This window comes from Mycobacterium toneyamaense (assembly GCF_055384815.1).
The window spans coordinates 1825889-1842657 of the sequence record NZ_AP040333.1 but is presented as its reverse complement, the minus strand read 5'-3'; the positions used below and the strand labels follow the sequence as shown (position 1 = coordinate 1842657).

11 protein-coding genes are annotated in these 16769 nt (G+C 70.2%); 4 read left to right on the top strand and 7 right to left on the bottom strand.

Features of this window, described 5'->3' with window-relative positions; all coding sequences use genetic code 11:
- The 4 genes from mbtD to ACZ5IQ_RS08890 are packed head-to-tail and all read right to left on the bottom strand — an operon-like array spanning position 1 to position 8468.
- A complete protein-coding gene (mbtD, locus tag ACZ5IQ_RS08905) occupies positions 1 to 2913 on the bottom strand; it encodes a mycobactin polyketide synthase MbtD (RefSeq protein ID WP_318985315.1) in 2913 nt (970 codons plus the stop codon).
- The gene (locus ACZ5IQ_RS08900) at positions 2913 to 4229 is read right to left on the bottom strand and encodes a beta-ketoacyl [acyl carrier protein] synthase domain-containing protein (protein ID WP_318985316.1); all 1317 of its coding nucleotides are present in this window, start codon (positions 4227 to 4229) and stop codon (positions 2913 to 2915) included. The genes mbtD and ACZ5IQ_RS08900 overlap by 1 nt, the downstream gene beginning before the upstream one ends.
- A gap of 4 nt (positions 4230 to 4233) precedes the next feature.
- Positions 4234 to 4992 (bottom strand): thioesterase II family protein, encoded by a 759-nt coding sequence (locus ACZ5IQ_RS08895; protein WP_318985317.1) that lies wholly within the window; start codon positions 4990 to 4992, stop codon positions 4234 to 4236.
- On the bottom strand, positions 4989 to 8468 hold the full coding sequence (locus tag ACZ5IQ_RS08890; protein WP_318985318.1) for a non-ribosomal peptide synthetase: 3480 nt from the start codon (positions 8466 to 8468) through the stop codon (positions 4989 to 4991). The genes ACZ5IQ_RS08895 and ACZ5IQ_RS08890 overlap by 4 nt, the downstream gene beginning before the upstream one ends.
- Positions 8469 to 8573: 105 nt before the next feature.
- Between ACZ5IQ_RS08890 and ACZ5IQ_RS08885 the strand changes: the two genes are divergently transcribed.
- From ACZ5IQ_RS08885 to ACZ5IQ_RS08875, 3 genes are all read left to right on the top strand, one after another.
- A complete protein-coding gene (locus ACZ5IQ_RS08885) occupies positions 8574 to 10223 on the top strand; it encodes a (2,3-dihydroxybenzoyl)adenylate synthase (protein WP_318985319.1) in 1650 nt (549 codons plus the stop codon).
- 107 nt (positions 10224 to 10330) lie between these two features.
- Entirely contained in the window at positions 10331 to 10996 is a 666-nt protein-coding gene (locus ACZ5IQ_RS08880; protein ID WP_318985320.1) for a VC0807 family protein, read from the top strand.
- 43 nt (positions 10997 to 11039) lie between these two features.
- The gene (locus ACZ5IQ_RS08875) at positions 11040 to 12401 is read left to right on the top strand and encodes an acyltransferase family protein (RefSeq protein ID WP_464481141.1); all 1362 of its coding nucleotides are present in this window, start codon (positions 11040 to 11042) and stop codon (positions 12399 to 12401) included.
- Here ACZ5IQ_RS08875 and ACZ5IQ_RS08870 read toward each other — a convergent pair.
- A complete protein-coding gene (locus ACZ5IQ_RS08870; protein ID WP_244872614.1) occupies positions 12323 to 13036 on the bottom strand; it encodes a VldE C-terminal domain-containing protein in 714 nt (237 codons plus the stop codon). The genes ACZ5IQ_RS08875 and ACZ5IQ_RS08870 overlap by 79 nt on opposite strands.
- Positions 13037 to 13127: 91 nt before the next feature.
- On the opposite strand from ACZ5IQ_RS08870, the gene ACZ5IQ_RS08865 reads away from it, so the two are divergent.
- The gene (locus ACZ5IQ_RS08865) at positions 13128 to 13616 is read left to right on the top strand and encodes a MarR family winged helix-turn-helix transcriptional regulator (protein WP_318985322.1); all 489 of its coding nucleotides are present in this window, start codon (positions 13128 to 13130) and stop codon (positions 13614 to 13616) included.
- 1 nt (position 13617) lies between these two features.
- On the opposite strand, the gene ACZ5IQ_RS08860 is transcribed toward ACZ5IQ_RS08865, so the two are convergent.
- Together ACZ5IQ_RS08860 and ACZ5IQ_RS08855 are read right to left on the bottom strand one after the other, a co-directional pair.
- On the bottom strand, positions 13618 to 14961 hold the full coding sequence (locus ACZ5IQ_RS08860; protein ID WP_318985323.1) for a salicylate synthase: 1344 nt from the start codon (positions 14959 to 14961) through the stop codon (positions 13618 to 13620).
- 52 nt (positions 14962 to 15013) lie between these two features.
- Positions 15014 to 16768, bottom strand: coding sequence for an ABC transporter ATP-binding protein (locus ACZ5IQ_RS08855; protein ID WP_464481450.1), 1755 nt, complete (start codon positions 16766 to 16768; stop codon positions 15014 to 15016).
- Position 16769 lies beyond the last annotated feature (1 nt).

Below are 16769 nucleotides of genomic sequence, written 5' to 3'. Positions count from 1 at the left end.
CTAGCTCTCCACCTTTTCTGTTCTGTCGGTTAGCAAATCCACCAGTTCGATACCGGTGATGCCGCTGAGCAGCCCGGCCAGCGGCACGGACCGGCCGGTGCCCCGGCGCAGTCGCTTGCGCAGGTCCAGTGCCAGCAGCGAATCCAGGCCCAGGTCGAACAGGGCCGCGGTCAGGTCGATGGCAGCGGGGTCGCCCAGTTTGAGCACTGCCGAAAGTTCGTGCCGGACGACGTCCGCGGCGTCGGCACCGGCGCCGGCGCCGAGGGTCGCCGGAACATGCTGCGGTGCAGCCGGTTCCGCGGCCAGCGGCGCAGCGCCGAGCAACGTCGCCAGCCGCTCGGCGTCCGCGCTGAAGATCAGCGGTGCGGGCGCCTGGGTTCCGAGAGCCGCCTCGATCGCGATGTCGGGATCCATCTCCCGCAGTCCGGCGCGCTCGATGCGCGCTACTTCGTCGGCCCCGACGATGCCGGCACCGGGCCACAGTCCCCACCGCACGGCGACACAGTCAAGGCCCTTGGCGCGGAACTGCCCGGCCAGCACGTCCTGCATGCGGTTGACGGCCGCGTACGCGACATGACCGAGCCCGCCCCACAGTCCGGACACCGACGAGCACACCAGGATTCGGGCGTCCGGACGCAGCGGCCAGTACTCGGCCAGCCGGGCCAGACCGCCGACTTTGGCGGCCGCGGTGGTGATGAATTCGTCCGCGCCGACCTCGGTGCCGAACGCCGCCGCACCGGCTGCATGGACCACGAGCGTCGCACCGTCACCGCCGTGGGTGGCCGCGGCGGCCGAAAGCTGTTCGGGCGACGTGATGTCGCACTGCACCGACACCACGTCGGTGCCGTCGAGGCCGGCCAGTTGCTGCGCGCCGGTACCGCTGCGGCTCACCAGCACGATGCGGCGGGCGCCCGCGGCGGCGAGGGCCCGTGCGAAATGCAGCCCGACGGCGCCGTTGCCGCCGGTGATCACCACGTTGTCAAGGAGCCCGGGCGGTGGTGCGTCGGCGTCCGGCAGGGCCTGCAGACCGCGGCGGTACTGCTGCGAATCACGCAGCGCCACTTCGGTTCCGGTGCCCAGCATGGTTTCGATGACGGCGGTGGCCGCCGTCACGTCGAGTTCCCAGGATGCCAGGTCGAGGTGCCGGAAGGACTGGTCCGGATGGTCGAAGCCGATGCTGCGGTGCATGGCGGCGAGGGCCGCCTGGGCCGGCAGCGCCACCGGCTCGTCGTCGCGCACGTGCTCGCCGCCGACGGTGACCAGCCACACGTCGGCGCATTGCGGCCCAATGGCATTCGGGTAGTCACACAGCCCGCCGGCGATCAGCTCGGCGAGGTCGGTGACCGCCGCTTCGGTGTCTGGGTGGTCGAGCATCGGTGCGACGACGATGAGCAGATCGGCGTCGGCCGGCTCGGACAGCACCGTGCCGAGGTTGGCCCGCACGCCGTCGCGCAGCTGGTCGGCGAGCTCGCCGCCTGGTCCCGCCAGTTCGACCACGGCAGCGCGCCGGATGATCAGCGGCACGGTCTCGTCCGGCTGGGGCAGCCACTGCTCGGCACCGACCGTCAGGCCGGCCACCGGGGGCAGCGGTTCGGGAGTCGCCCAGAGGTGCATCGCCGCCATGGGGGCATGCGGAAATCCGTGCAGCAGGGGTTGATTCGGCTCGATGTGCCCGGCCCAGTCGTAATCGGGGTCGGACACGGCCACCGTGGCGATGTTGTCGGACAGCACGTCGGGCAGCGCCTCGTCGCGGCGTCCCGAGCCGACTGTCAGCGGCGCATCGGTATCGGCGAGCGCGTGCAACAGCGCCGGGTGCGCCGACATCTCGACGAAGGCCTCGACGCCGCTGTCCCGCGCCGCGGCGGCGGCCCGGTCGAACCGCACGGTGTTCCGCAGGTTCTGGTACCAGTACTCACCGAATTCGGTGCCCGCCTCGACTGCCGCGCCGGTCACCGATCCGATGAACGGCACCGCGCCGGCACCGAAATGTGCCTTCGGCACGCCGGAAAGCAGTTGTGCGCGCAGCGGATCCAGGGCACTGGTATGCGCCGGGAAGCTCATGGCGATGACGCGCGCGAAGCGGCCGCGCGATTGCAAGTCGGACACCAGGTCGGCCACGGCGGTGCGCTCGCCGGACACCACGACCGATGCCGACGAGTTGACCACGGACAGTTCCATCCACCCGGCGGCGTCCGAAACCACCTGCTGCGCTTCGTCGACGCTCATCCCCAGGCTCGCGGCGCCGAAATCACCGGTCAGGCTGTCGAGTGCCCCGGCCCGGGCGATGACCACGGCGACGGCCTCGTCCAGCGTGATGGCCCCGGCGACATACGCCGCGGCGATCTCACCGAGGCTGTGCCCCAGCGTGACGTCGGGCTCGATGCCCAGTGCCCGCCACACCGCCGCGAGACCGACGGCGTGCGTGAACTGCGCACTCTGACTGTGGATTTGCGTCCACTCGCGGTCGGCCGGGTCGACCAGGAAGGCCAGCGGCGAGTCGATGCCCGCGGCGACGAATGCGGCGGCGCAGCGGTCGGCCGCGGCGCGGTACACCGGCAGCTGCCGGTATGCATCGGTGCCCATCGACGGCCACTGGCCGCCGTTACCCGGGAACACGAAGGCCGTCCGGGGCGCCGCGGTCCGCGCGGAGACGGCCACCAGGGGATGCTCCTCCCCCGCCGCCAGTGCCCGCAGTGCGGCGGCCAACTCGGCGGCGTCATGGGCCCGGACCACGGCCCGGAACCGCCGGCGACGGCGCAGCCGCAGCAGCATCGCTGCCACCGCGCCCAGGCCCACGGCACCATGCCGGTCCAGGTAGTCGGCGACGCCGGTCGCCTCGGCGGCCAGGAGCTCCTCGGTGTGCGCGCTGAGCAGGACGGGGACGCGGCCGTCGGGAAAGTGCGAAAGGCTCATCACGCCACCAATCCCTCCGGCATCGCGACGACGACGTGCGCGTTGGTGCCGCTCATGCCGAACGCCGAGACCGCGGCAAGGCGCTCACCACCGACGGCGGGCCATGGGGTGTGGTCGGTCGCGAGCCGTAATCCCTGTGCGCTCCAGTCGATTTCGGCGCTGGCCTGCGCGGTGTGCAGGCTTGCCGGGATGGTGGCGTGCTCGGCCGACACGAGGACCTTGGCCAGTCCCAGCGCACCGGCGGCGGCCTGGCTGTGTCCGACGTTGGATTTCACCGAACCGAGGACCGCGCCCTGGCCGGGTGCGGTGGCACCGTAGGTCTGCGCCAGCGAGTTCAATTCGGTGCGGTCCCCGAGTTTGGTTCCGGTGCCGTGGCCTTCGATCATCCCGATCTGGTCGGGCCGGGCACCGGCGAGATCGAGCGCGCGGGCGAACAGCCGCGCCTGCGCCGGCCCGCTCGGCGCGGTCAGGCCGGTGCTGCGGCCGTCCTGGTTGAGGCAGCTGGCCCGGACCTCCGCGAGCACGCGGTGACCGCTCCGCTGCGCCACCGACTTTCGTGCCAGCACGAACATGCCGGCGCCTTCGGCCCAGACGGTGCCGCTGGCCTGCGCGCTGTACGGCCGGCAGTGTCCGTCGTCGGAGAGGGCGTGCTGTTTGGCGAATTCGACGAAGTATCCCGGCGACCCCATCACGCACACGCCGCCGGCGAGCGCCATGCTGCAGTCACCCGAGCGCAGTGCCTGCACCGCGGTGTGGAACGCGGTCAGCGCCGACGAGCACGACGTGTCGATCGTCAGCGCCGGGCCGTCGAGGCCCAGCAGGTAACCGATTCGTCCGGAGATCACGCCCAGCGACGTCCCGGTGATCAGATGCCCACTCAGGTCGGAGTATTCGGCGAGATCGGGGCCGTATCCGGTGCCCGAGGCGCCGATGTAGCAGCCGACGTCGTGCCCGGCCAGATCATCGGGGTTGATGCCCGCGTTCTCCAGCGCCCGCCATGTCACGCGCAGCGCGACGCGCTGCTGCGGGTCCATCGCCACCGCCTCGCGCGGCGAGATGCCGAAGAACGAGGGGTCGAAAAGCGCTGCGCCGGTCAGGAATCCGCCACGGTTGTGGATGCGCTTGAACCCGTCGCGGCGCGAGCCCGCGAGCAGGTCGCGCACGGCCCAGCCGCGGTCCTCCGGGAACGCGCCGAGCGCCTCGCGGCCGGAAGACAGCAGTTGCCAATAGCTTTCCGCGTCGTCCACGTCACCAGGGGCCTCGACCGCCATCCCGACGATGACCACCGGATCGTCCGTTGCCGAGTCGGCGCTCATCGATTCAGCGCGCACTGATCACTTCCGCGATCGCGTCCAGCTGGTCATTGAGGTAGAAGTGGCCGCCATCGAACTCGGCCAGCGTGAAAGCGCCCGACGTGTGGTTCTCCCAGCGACGCAGCATGTCCCGGTCGATGCGGTGGTCGTCGCGTCCGCCGAGAGCATGGATATCGGCGGCGATGCGGCCGCCACCCACGTAGCGGTTGAGGGCTTCGTAGTCGGCCCCCACCGCCATCAGCAGCATTTCCACGAAATCCACGTCGGCGAGCAGCCGGGGGTCGGTACCGCCGAGATCGACCATCTCGGCGAGCATTTCGCGCGGGCCGGTCGGCAGCGGCGGCGCGTCGACCACATCGCACGGCGCCTGGCCGGCCGATGCCCACAGGCTGTGCACGGTGGCCCCACTCTGTTCTGCCACGCGCGCGAATTCGAAGGCCACCACGGCACCCATGCAGTGCCCGACGAGTCGCAGCGGGCCGAGGCCCGACCAGTCGCCCGCGGCGTACAGGTCGGCGGCCAGCTGCTCGACGGTCGGGTGCGCCGGATGCGCCAGCCGGTCGGCGCGGCGCGGGTACTGGACGACATACGCGTCGATCCCCTTGCCCGACAAGGCGGTGGCCAGGTCCCGGTAGGCGACCGCGGCCCCGCCGGCATGCGGGAAGATCACGACCGCCCCGGCGTCGCCGGAGCCCGGGTAGTGCTTGATCCAGGGCGCGAAGGCGCTTTTCGGCTCGGTCGCGGAGGCGGTATGCACGTCGGTCATGAGACGGCCGCCGGATCCAGCGCGGTGAGCACGTCGTCGTGGTTCATCTCGGCAATCTCCAGGTAGAGCTCGGCGACCATTTCCAGTCGGTCGCTGCCGTTCTCGCGGCCGGTCAGCCGCTGCGCCAGCGCCCGCACCGTCCGGGCGGCGAAGATGTCCGGCACGCCCACGGTCGGGGTGTCCAGCCACTTGCGGATCCGCGCCACGGTGGCGGTCGCCAGAACCGAATCACCACCGAGCTCGAAGAAGTCGTCCTCGACACCCGCATCGACCGCGACCAGCTCGGAGACGATCGCCACCAGGGCGCGCTCCAGCATGGTCTCCGGTTGCGCCCGTCCGGCGCCGTCGGCCGCCTGAACCAGTGCCGCGAGCTGACCGGCCGCAGCCCGGCGGTCGGTCTTGCCACCGACGGTGAACGGAATCGCCGCAACCACCTGCAGCTGCCGCGGGATCATGTGCGGCGGTACGAGTTCGGCAACGGCCGCGGAGATGCGCTCGGCGGTCAGCTCCGCGTCGTCGACCGAGACCAGGGCCGCCAGCACGTCATGTCCACGCTCCCCGCCGGAGACCACGCCGGCCACCGCGGCACGCACGCCCGGAACCCGCTGCAGTGCGGCCTCGACGTCACCGAGCTCGATGCGGTAGCCGCTGATCTTCACGCGGTGGTCGGCACGCCCGACGAACTCCAGGATGCCGTCCGGCCGGTAGCGCGCCAGATCGCCGGAGCGGTACCAGGTTCGGCCCGCGTAGCGCACGAAGCGGTCGGCGGTCAGATCGGCCCGGCCGCGGTAGCCCGAGGCGATGCCGCGTCCGGTGAACCACAGTTCGCCGGCCACCCAGTCGGGGCAGTCCTGGCCCGACTCGTTGACCACGCGGCACGCGTTGTTGGTGAACGGCACACCGTAGGGCACCGCCGACCAGGTGTCCGGCAACTCGCCGGCCTCGAAAATCGTTGCGTGAATGGCGGTTTCGGTGGCTCCGCCGAGGCCCGCGACGCGGACACCGGGCGCCTGCGCCTGCAGGTGCCGGACCATGGCGGTCCGGACCCAGTCGCCGCCGGTGAGCACCACCCGGACGGTGTCCAGACGCCCCGCACCGACCTCCACGAGCATCTCCAGCCAGCCCGGCAGGAAGTTGAGCACCGTCACGCCGTGCTGGGCGATGAGGGCGGCCCAGCGGTCCGGGTCGCGCCGGTACGGCTCGTCGACGACGACGATGCTGCCGCCCGTCGCGAGCGTGGCGAACATGTCGAGCACCGACAGGTCGCACTCGAGGGTGGCCAGCGCGAGGCAGCGGTCGGCCGGTCCGATGTCGAAGTGCCCGTACAGGAATTCCGCGGTGTTCATCGCCGCGTCGTGGGTGACCTCGACGCCCTTGGGCTCGCCGGTGGAGCCGGAGGTGAACAGCACGTAGGCCAGTTCGTGCGGATCGGTGGCGGCCGGGACGAACGGGCCCTCGGCGCGACGGCCGATCCGCAATGCCTCCGTCACGGTGAGCGACGGTTTCCAGGACGGTGCCAGGTCACCGCAGTAGAGCGCCATGCGGACGCCGCCGGTGGCCAGGATCTTCTCGGTGCGGTCGGCGGGCTGGTCCACGCCGATCGGCAGGTAGACCGCGCCGGCGGCGAGGATGGCCAGCAGCGCGATGATCTGTTCGGCGCCCTTGGGTCCGAGGACGGCCACGGTGTCCCCCGGCACGATACCGGCGATCTGCAGCGCGGACGCGACGGCCGAAACCTCCTCGGCCAGTTCGGCATACGTCCACTGCCGAGACTCGCCGATCATGGCGATGGCGTCGGGGCGGGCTGCTGCCGAGGCGAAGAAGCCGGTGTGCAGCGCCGCGCCGCTGGGCGCCGCGGTGCGGCTGTTGGCCGCGTCACGGACCGCGCGCTGCGCCGCCGACAAGGGCTCCGGGGTGGGTGCCTCCCATGCGGCGTCGTCGCCGGCCAGCCGTTCGAGCTCGGCGATGTGCCGGGCGAACATGGCGTCGATGACGCCGTCGGGGAACGCGTCCTCGCGCACATCCCAGTTGACCAGCACGCCGCCGTTGAACTCGGTAACCTGGGCGTCCAGCATCACCTGCGGCCCTTGCGAATTGATCCACCCGGGCGTGCCGAACGTCTCGAGCACGGCCGAGCCGAACAGTTCGCCGAGGCCGAGGGCGCTGGTGAAGACGACGGGTGCCAGCACCTGGGTGCCGCGGTGCCGGCTCAGGTCGCGCAGCACCTCGAGCCCGGAGTACTCGGAATGCGCTGCGGCGCTGCGGAATGCATCCTGCAGCACGCCGCAGCGCGCCGTCGCGGTGGCCGCGTCGGTCAGGTCGACGTCCAGCAGCAGCGACGACGTGAAGTCACCCACCAGGCGGTCGACGTCGGCGTGCCGCTGATCGCGCCCGAACAGCGGCACGTTCAGCAGGAAGCGCTGTCCGGCCGACCAGCAGGCCAGGGCATCGGAGAAGGACGCGGCCAGGGCCATCGCGGGCGTGATGCCGCGCCGGCGGGCCGCGGCATACAGCGCGTCCCGCACGTCGGGGGCCAGCCAGTGCCAGCGCCGCGTGGTGTGCCGCGGGTCGTTCTGCTCGGCAACCGGAACCAGCGGCAGGCGTGGCGGGTCGGGCAGTTCCGGGAGCCGCTCGCCCCACCACTGCCGATCCGCGTCGGCGCGGGGATTGGGTTCTTGCGCCGATTGCGTTGTGGCCACGCGGTATTCGCGGTACGTGTAGGCCAGCGGAGCCAGCTCGACACCGCGGTACAGGGCCGCGAGATCGGTCATCAGGGTGCGGTAGCTCATGGCGTCGGCGGCCTGCATGTCCAGGTCGACGTGCAGGCGGGTCTTGCCGTCCGGGAGCAGGGTCAGGGTCAGTTCGAAGACCTGGTCGGTCAACTGCTGATGCGCCTTGCGGCGCTGGGTCGCGGCCAGCTGCTCGGCAATCTGGTCCGCCGGCAGGTCCCGCAGGTCGGTGACCGTCACCGGGAAGTCGCCGTCGAGCGCCTTGATGCGCTGCGTGCCGTCGGCGAGGAACTGCACGCGCAGCATGGGGTGCCGTGCCGCCAAAGCCGTTGCGGCGGCGGTCAGTCGCCCGGCATCGACGCCGTGGCCGTCGAATTCGACATAGAGGTGCCCGGCGACGCCACCCAATTGCTGGTCGTCTTCCCGGCCGATCCACATGGCGTGCTGCATCGGGGCCAGGCCGAACGGCTGGTCATGTTCCGAATCATCCTGCGGTGCCGAAGTTTCGGCGCGCTGCAGGCCGCCCGCCGCCGACAGCAGTTCGGACCAGGCCGCGATGGTCGGCTCGGCGGCCAGTGCGGCGAAGTCGATGTCGATGCCCTGCTTCCGCCAGCGTCCGGCGAGGGACATCATGCGGATGGAATCCAGGCCCTGGCTGATCAGGTCGGCGCCCGGGTCGAGGGTGTCGGCACGGGCACCCAGCAGTTCGGCAACCTCCTCGCGGATGGCCTGCGAATTCACTGCCACGACGCCCACAAAACCCTCCCGAACACGTTAAAGACAGGCTGTCCTAATTTTGATTAGGCTACCCTATATTGCCGCTACCTCCATGCCTACCCCGAGGGATCCGCCGTGACGCGCACCACTGTCTCCACCGAGGCCGACCAGCATTTGCTGAATGGATTCGTTCCGTTTCCGCACGATCGCGCAGAGCGTTACCGCGAGGCGGGCTATTGGGCAGGCAAACCGCTGGACAGCTTGTTGTCCGACGCCGCGCGACAGTGGCCGGACCGCGTCGCCGTCGTCGACTCATCCGCGTCACACACGTTTGCCGAACTCGATCGGCTGGCCGCCGAAGCCGCCGCCGGCTTCGCCGCTCTCGGCATCGAAACCGGCGACCGCGTACTGCTGCAAATGCCCAACACCACCGACTTCGCCATCGCCCTGTTCGGACTGCTGCGCGCGGGTGCGGTGCCCGTCATGTGCCTGCCCGCTCATCGGCGCGCCGAACTCGGTCATTTCGCCACGGTCAGCGGCGCCGTCGCGCTCGTCATCGCCGACCGGTTCGGCGGCTTCGACTATCGCGACATGGCGCGCGAGCTGGTTGCCGAGCACCCGCGCCTGCGGCACGTGGTCGTCAGCGGCGATGCCGGCGAATTCACCAGCTGGACTTCCCTTTTCGGCCACGCGGCGGCAGCCGCGCCGACGATCGACACCGCGGAACCCGCCCTGCTGCTGGTCTCCGGCGGCACCACCGGGGCGCCGAAGCTGATCCCCCGCACCCACGACGACTACTACTACAACGCCACCGCCAGCGCCGCGGTGTGCGAAATGACCGGTGACGACGTGTATCTGACGGTGCTGCCGGCTGCGCACAACTTCCCGCTGTCGTGCCCGGGGATGCTGGGCGCCATGTCCGTCGGCGCCACCACGGTCTTCACCACCGATCCCAGCCCGGAGTCCGCGTTCGCCACCATCGCCCGGCACCGCGTCACCGTCTGCGCTCTGGTGCCCGCCCTGGCCACCCTGTGGACGCAGGCCTGCGATTGGGAACCGCAGCGCCCCACCACCTTGCGACTGCTCCAGGTCGGCGGCGCCAAACTGTCCGCACCGGACGCGGCGGCCGCGCGCGCCGCGCTGACCCCCGGCCTGCAACAGGTTTTCGGCATGGCCGAGGGGCTGATCAACTACACCCGTCCCGGCGATGATCCCGAACTGCTGGACCACACCCAAGGGGCACCGCTGTGCCCGGACGACGAGTTGCGCATCGTCGACGACGAGGGCGCCGACGTGCCGGTCGGCGGCGAGGGTGAGCTGCTGGTGCGTGGGCCGTACACCCTGAACGGCTACTACCGGGCCCCGTCCGACAACGAGCGGTCATTCAGCCCGGATGGCTTCTACCGCAGCGGGGATCGGGTGCGCCGCCGGGCCGACGGCTACCTCGAGGTCACCGGACGCATCAAGGACGTCATCCACCGGGGCGGGGAGACGATCTCGGCGCTCGATCTCGAGGAACACCTGCTCACGCACCCGTCGATCCGGGCCGCGGCCGCGGTCCCGCTGCCGGACCCCTATCTGGGCGAAAAGATATGCGCGGTGGTCGTATTCAGCGGTCCTGCCGTCAGCCTCAGCAACCTCAACAGCTACCTCGACGACCGCGGCGTTGCGGTACACAGCCGGCCCGACACCCTGATCGCACAGCCATCGCTGCCGGTGACTGCTGTCGGCAAGGTCGACAAGAAGGCCATCAGCCGGGCCATCGCGGCCGCCACATCCGCCTGACCATGAAATCCCTCGCGAGCAGACTCAAAACTGTCGAATTTCGCCAGATATCGACAGTTTTACGTCTGCTCGCGGGATAAACCGACCCCCGCTAGGAGCCAGCTTCCATGTCCGATACCCCGAAGACCCTGCGCGAGTACATCGTCAACACGGCGATCAACACCATTCCACCGCTGATCGCGTACTACGTGCTGCGCGTGTTCGACTTCGAGCCGTACCTCGCGCTGGTCGGGGCCATCATCACCGCCGCCGCGCAGGGCGCGCTGACCATGGTGCGCAAGCGCAAGGTCGAGCCCGCGAACGTCGTGGTGATCGTCGGCGCCGCGTGCTCGCTGATCATCGCGCTCACCACCAGGAACCCGCGCATCGTGCAGGCCCTCGAACTCGTCCCCATGTCGCTGCTGGTGTGGTCCTTCGCCATCAGCGGGCTACTGCGCAAACCGAATTCGAAGAAGATGGCCGGCGTCATCTCCCCCGCGCTCGCCGAGCCGGCGCTGCCCGAACGCGGCTGGACCGAGCAGAGCATCCAGGACTGGCACCGGCTGCACACGCAGCTGTGCGTCGGGCTCGGGCTCCTGTGCGGTTTCTATCCCGTCTTCGCGCTGTACATGATCTTCAACTACCCGGTCGACATCTCGCAGTTCGTCATCGTCGCGACCGGCCCCACGCTCGTGGTGCTGTGCATCGTGTTCGCGGTGGCCCGCATTCGCCGGTTCGTCGGGCAGCACGACGGTGCCGCCGACGTCGCAGTGGTCGCCGGCGGGTCTGAGTAGTCACACTCATCCGCGCCGCCCGGCGCTCGGGCATCATCAGCTCATGCCGAGACTGTTGCCCGATTTCCACACCGTGATCGACGGCACCGCGCCCGACCGCGACCGCAGCATCGACGTGGCGCGCCTGGGTGCGCTGCTGGTGGTGATGTTCGGTCACTGCACGATGCTGCTCGCCACCATCAAGGCCGACGGCATCCACATCGGCAACACCCTGGGCGCCGTTCCCGGCCTGCAGCCGGCCACCTGGGTGTTGCAGGTCATGCCGTTGTTCTTCTTCGCCGGAGCCACGGCGGGCATTCACAGCTGGCGTGCCGGGACGCCCTGGGGCACCTGGCTTTTCACCCGCGCGCAACGCCTGTGCCGACCGGCGCTGTGGTACCTGGGCGCCTGGACCGTCGCCCTGATCGTGGTGCGGTTCACCATGGGTGCCGAGTCCGCGGCGGCCCTGGGCAACGAGGCCGTCGCACTGCTGTGGTTCCTCGGCACCTATCTGATCGTGCTGGCGTTCGTCCCCGCCTTGGCGCGCTTGCGCTCGGCGCGGTCGGCCGCACTGGTCGTCGCGGCCCTCATGGCGGCTGCGGCGCTCGGCGACTGGGCCCGGATCAGCACGCACATGCTGGAAGCCGGCGCGGCGAATCTGATTGTGGTCTGGCTGATTCCGATGGTCATCGGCGCGGCGTACGCGCACCGGCTCATCGCACCGAGGACGGCGCTGGCCGTCGCCGCCGGCACCCTGGCCGTCCAGGTGCTGGTTGCCAGGTACGGGCCCTACGACGTGTCACTGGTGGTCACCGGCACCGAACGGATGTCGAACGTCACCCCGCCGACGCTGCTGCTTGCCCTGCAATGCGTCTGGATGTCCAGTCTGTTCATCGCCTGCGCCGGTGCGGTCCGCCGGTGGGCCGGGCGTCCCCGCATCTGGTACCTGATCGTGGTGGGCAACAGCGGGGCGATGACGTTGTACCTGTGGCACATCGCGGCCATCGCCATCGCGACGTTCAGCCTGCATGCCGTGGGCCTGGACGCGTACGACCCGGCGGCCCCGTACTTCTGGCGCAACATCGCGATCCGCGCGCTGGTCTTCGCCGTGGTGATGACGGTCATGTTCCTGCTGCTGTCCCCGCTCGAGCACAACCCGCTGCGCTGGTGGGACGCGCGCGTGCGGGCGACGGGTCGCGCGTCGACCGCGGCCGGTGTGCTGGTCTGCGTGGCCGGGGTGGCGCTGCTGCTGATGGCCAAGAACGGGCTGGGCACGAGCGCGGGCTGGATGTTGTTGGCGCTCTTCATCGGTGCGCTCACCGGGGCCCGACTCAGTGCGGGTCGAACTCAGTGCGCGCTGACGAACGTCACGGTCGGCGTCGATGAACCCTTGACCAACGTCGGCCCGGAAGCGGACAAGACGTAGGACTCGTTGCCCGTGGGGTAGCCGCCGCCGTTGGTCGAGATGTGCACGTGTGTGTAGTGATTGGCGTCGGGCCCGCCGTAGTCCGGCATCCGGTGGGCGGTGCCGTCCGGGAAGTAGATGGCCTGCCGCCAGATCACATGGTTCAGATCGAACTTCTGCGCGTTGGCCAGCACGTACCGCAGGATGCGGTCCCCGAGCGCCTTGCCTGCCGACGACCCGTAGTCGGGCACCATCACGTCGAGCGCCAGGCCTTCGGGATGCCAGCGCAGCGCGTCCGGCCGGACCCCGGTCATGGTGTGAATCTCCGGGAACGTCGCGCTGACCGCGCGTTCGGCGAGGATGGTGTCGACCTGCAGGCCGCGTTCGGCGGCGACGCCCACCGGCAAAGCCATGGTGCGCACCATGGCGCGCGAACTCTCGGCGGCCTCGGCGACGATCAGCGAACCCGGATGGGAAGCGGCCCGCTCGGCCAGGACCACCTGCGCGCAGCAGACATCCACGTCAGCGGCGGTGGTGACGGCCTGGGTCGCGGTGCCGGCGGTGACGAACGCCGCAGCCGGCATGACGAGCGCCGCCAGAGCCACCGACCAGCGGCGCCTGGCGCGCGTCGCGGTAGCTAATCCGGCCTTGTCCACCGGTGCACCATACCCCGCAGGTCACCGTTTGATAACGGCTTCAAAATTAGCGAGCTGGTAAATTATCTCTACCCCACGAGGAGGAACCGCGGTGTCCGCCCAACCGAGAACCGCCGCCGAGCCGTCGGTCGACACCATCGCCGACGCTCTCGTGACCGCATCGCGCCTGCTCCTGGACATCACGGCCCGCTCCGTTGCGGTCGTCGACGACATGCTGACAATCCCCCAGCTGCGGGTCCTGGCGATCCTGGCGGCACACGGCACGAGCAACCTGACGACACTTGCCGGTCAGCTCGACGTACAGCCCTCGACGATCGGCCGGATGACCGAGCGCCTGGTCACGGCCGGTCTGATCGACCGGCACCCGAACCCCGGTTCCCGCCGCGAGATCGTCGTGGAGCTGACCCGCCGGGGACGCGCCGTCGTGGACACCGTGACCGCCCGCCGCCGTGCCGAGATCGCCCGGATCGTCGAGGTCATGCCGGCCCGTGAGCGCATGGGGTTGGTCCGCGCGCTCCACGCGTTCACCGACGCCGGCGGCGAACCGCCCGCCGACGCCCCGGCCGGCCTGGACTTCTAGCTCAGGCGCGGGGCACCAGATACGGGGCCAGCGTCGTCAGCTTCTCGCAGGTCTCCTCGAACTCGCGTTCCGGCGTCGACTCGGCGATGATCCCGGCGCCGGCGCGCAGCCAGGTCCGGCCGTCGGCCTCGTAGGCCGAGCGCAGCGTCAACGCGGCGTCCATACCGCCGTCGGCGCTGAACATCACGACCGCGCCGGAGTACAGACCACGCGGCGACTCGTCGAGCCGCATGATGGCGTCGACGCTCTCGGCCTTGGGAATGCCCGAGGCCGTCACCGCCGGGAACAGCGCCTCCAGCGCATGCATCCGGTTCATATGTTCCGACAGCTCGCCGGACACCGTCGAGCCCAGGTGCTGCACGCTGCCGCGCTCCCGCACCGTCATGAAGTCGCTGACGACCGTGGTGCCGGGCTTGGCCACCTCGGCGATCTCCTCCTGCGAGCTGCGGACCGAAATCGCATGCTCGACAATCTCTTTCGAGTTCGATTCCAGGTCGGCGCGGGCAGCGCGGTCGTGATCCACGCCGCGGCCGAAGGCGCGGGTGCCGGCCAGCGGCTCGGTGACCACGGTGCCGTCGGCCCGCACCGCGGCGACGAGCTCCGGACTGAAGCCCAGCGCGCGAATTCCGCCCAGCCGCAACAGGAATGACCGCACCGGGGTGTTGTTCGCCCGGCCCACCCGGTACGTCGCCGGGAAGTCGACCGCGAACGGCACCTCGAACCGGCGCGACAGGATGACCTTCTGGTAGTCGCCCGCCACAATCTCGGCGACGGCGGCGGCAACCCGCGACGGGTAGTCACTGCCGTCGACGCTCACGTCGACGGCGCGGGTGGCCCCGGCCGCCGGAATACCCGACTGCAGCAGCCGATTCAGCGTCTCGACCACCACGTCCCCGTCGCCCGACACGCACACCTCGCCGTCGGCGACGACCACCTGCGTCTGCGCGCTGAAGACCCGCGCCAGCGGGGTCCCCGCAGGCAGTCGCTGTGCCAGCCCGAAGCGGTAGGTGCCGAATTCGAAAGCGACCCAACCGAAAAGCCGGTCCGTCTCCAGGAGCAGCCGGTCGACGGCGTCGCCCAGCACCTCACCGGGCCGGCCGCTCCACGCCTGGCGGGCGACTGCGCCGCCGGCGTCGACGATCCGCAATTCGTCGCTGTCGAATTCGATGGCGGTGCGCACTCCGATGGCCAGCACCCACTCGCCCGAGTGCTCGTAGCCGACATAGTCGGCGCCGGAGCGCTCCGGAAGTTCGGCTGCCAGTTGCGCGATCAGATCGGCCGGGACGACGTCGGCGGGCAAAGCAATGCGCGTCACCGACGCCGCGTCTATAGCTTCAGCAGTCACGAAAGTTAATTTAGCCTAACCTCACCCAAAAAACACTGCCCGCCCCTGTGATTCAGGACCCAGCGCCGGCTTTCGCCTCCCGCGTCGCGACGGTCCACCCACTGGCCGACGTCCGCTGCGCCCAGAAGTCGGCGTAGCGGCCACCGCGCGCCATCAGCTGGTCATGCGTGCCAATGTCGTCCACCGTGCCGCGATCGGACAGCACGACGATGTTGTCGGCGGCCGTGACCGTCGACAGCTTGTGCGCGATCACGATGACGGTGCTGCGGTCCGCCAGTTCGCGGATGGACGCGGCGACGTGGCGTTCGTTCTCGGGGTCCAGCGCGCTGGTGGCCTCGTCGAACAGCACCACCGGCGCGTTTTTCAGCAATGCCCGCGCGATCGAGACGCGCTGGCGTTCACCGCCGGACAGCGCCGAACCTCCCTCGCCGACCCGCGTCTGCCAACCGGCCGGCAGCCGGTCCACGACGGACTGCAGGCCGGCGGTGCGGGCCGCTTCCCGGATGTCGTCGTCGGACGCGGCCGGGGCCCCGATCCGCACGTTCTCCCAGAGCGTGTCGTCGAACAGGTACACGTCCTGGAACACCAGGGACAGCTGGGCCATCAGCTCCGCGGTGGTCTGGTCCCGGACATCGACGCCACCGACGCGGACCACGCCGGCGTCGACGTCGTAGAAGCGCGCCAGCAGCCGCGTGATGGTGGTCTTGCCCGAGCCCGACGGGCCGACCAGCGCCGTCATGGTGCCCGGCGCCGCGACGAAGCTGACGTCCTCGAGCACGCGGCGCCCCGGATAACTGAAGGCGACGCCGTCCAGTTCGACCTGTCCGGGCATCGAGACCGATTGCGGTGCAGCCGGTTCCGGGAGCGCCGGGGTGTCGAGCACCGACGTGATCCGATCCAGTTCGGCACCGGCCATCCGCATCGCGGAGCCGTATTCGGCCAGTTCCGACAGCGGCGAGGTGAAGCGCGCCGCCAGCCCGAGGATGGCCACCAGCGTCACCGGGTTGATCGCACCGCCGACGGCCAGCCAGACGCCCACTGTGATGAGTCCGCCGAGCACCGCCTGCACGCCGACGCCGCTCAGCATCATGCCCGCCACCGAGGCCCACAGCGCCCGTTTGCCGACCCGCTCTTGCTCGGCCAGCGCCCCGGTCAGCGGATCGAATTCGGCCCCGGTCCGCCCGAACGCGCGCAGCACCGGCTGGCAGCGCGCGAATTCGATGACACGGGAGTTCACCTCGATCTCGGCGGCATGCGTGCGCGCCTCGGCCGACGCGATCAACGCCGCGGACGCCCGGGTGGCCAGGATCAGGACCACGCCACCCGCCAGGGCCGCGACGCCGATCCGCCAGTCGAAGACGAACAGCCCGACCACGACGGTCAGTGCGCTGGTGGTGTTGACCACCAGCGGCGTCACCAGGTGCGCGCTGCTCGTGCCGACGAAAGTCGTACCCTTGACCGCGATCTGGGATACCTGGCCGACCCGCTCGCGGGTGAACCAGCCCAGCGGCAGGGTCACCATGTGGTCGCCGAGCCGGTGGTGCAGCAGCCGCATCGTGGTCAGGGCCATCCGCATCGACTGCGCGGCCTGCACGTAGTGCGCGACGGCGCTGAGCAGCACCACCACCGCCAGGACGACGAGCCAGCGACCCGCCGCACCGAAGTCACCGTCGAACAACGCCAGCGAGATCGGCACCAGCAGCGTCATCGAAAGACCGTGCAGCAGGCCGTAACCGACGGCACAGGCCAGGAAGCTGTACATCCGCCCGCGCTCGGGGCCGAGGATCCGCAGGAACCCGTTGATCATC

Excerpts from the sequence above, each read along its gene's own strand:
- mbtD (WP_318985315.1), bottom strand. The coding sequence starts at position 2,913 with ATGAGCCTTTCGCACTTTCCCGACGGCCGCGTCCCCGTCCTGCTCAGC.
- ACZ5IQ_RS08895 (WP_318985317.1), bottom strand. The coding sequence starts at position 4,992 with ATGACCGACGTGCATACCGCCTCCGCGACCGAGCCGAAAAGCGCCTTC.
- ACZ5IQ_RS08875 (WP_464481141.1), top strand. The coding sequence starts at position 11,040 with ATGCCGAGACTGTTGCCCGATTTCCACACCGTGATCGACGGCACCGCG.
- ACZ5IQ_RS08900 (WP_318985316.1), bottom strand. The coding sequence starts at position 4,229 with ATGAGCGCCGACTCGGCAACGGACGATCCGGTGGTCATCGTCGGGATG.
- ACZ5IQ_RS08880 (WP_318985320.1), top strand. The coding sequence starts at position 10,331 with ATGTCCGATACCCCGAAGACCCTGCGCGAGTACATCGTCAACACGGCG.
- ACZ5IQ_RS08855 (WP_464481450.1), bottom strand. The coding sequence starts at position 16,768 with ATGATCAACGGGTTCCTGCGGATCCTCGGCCCCGAGCGCGGGCGGATG.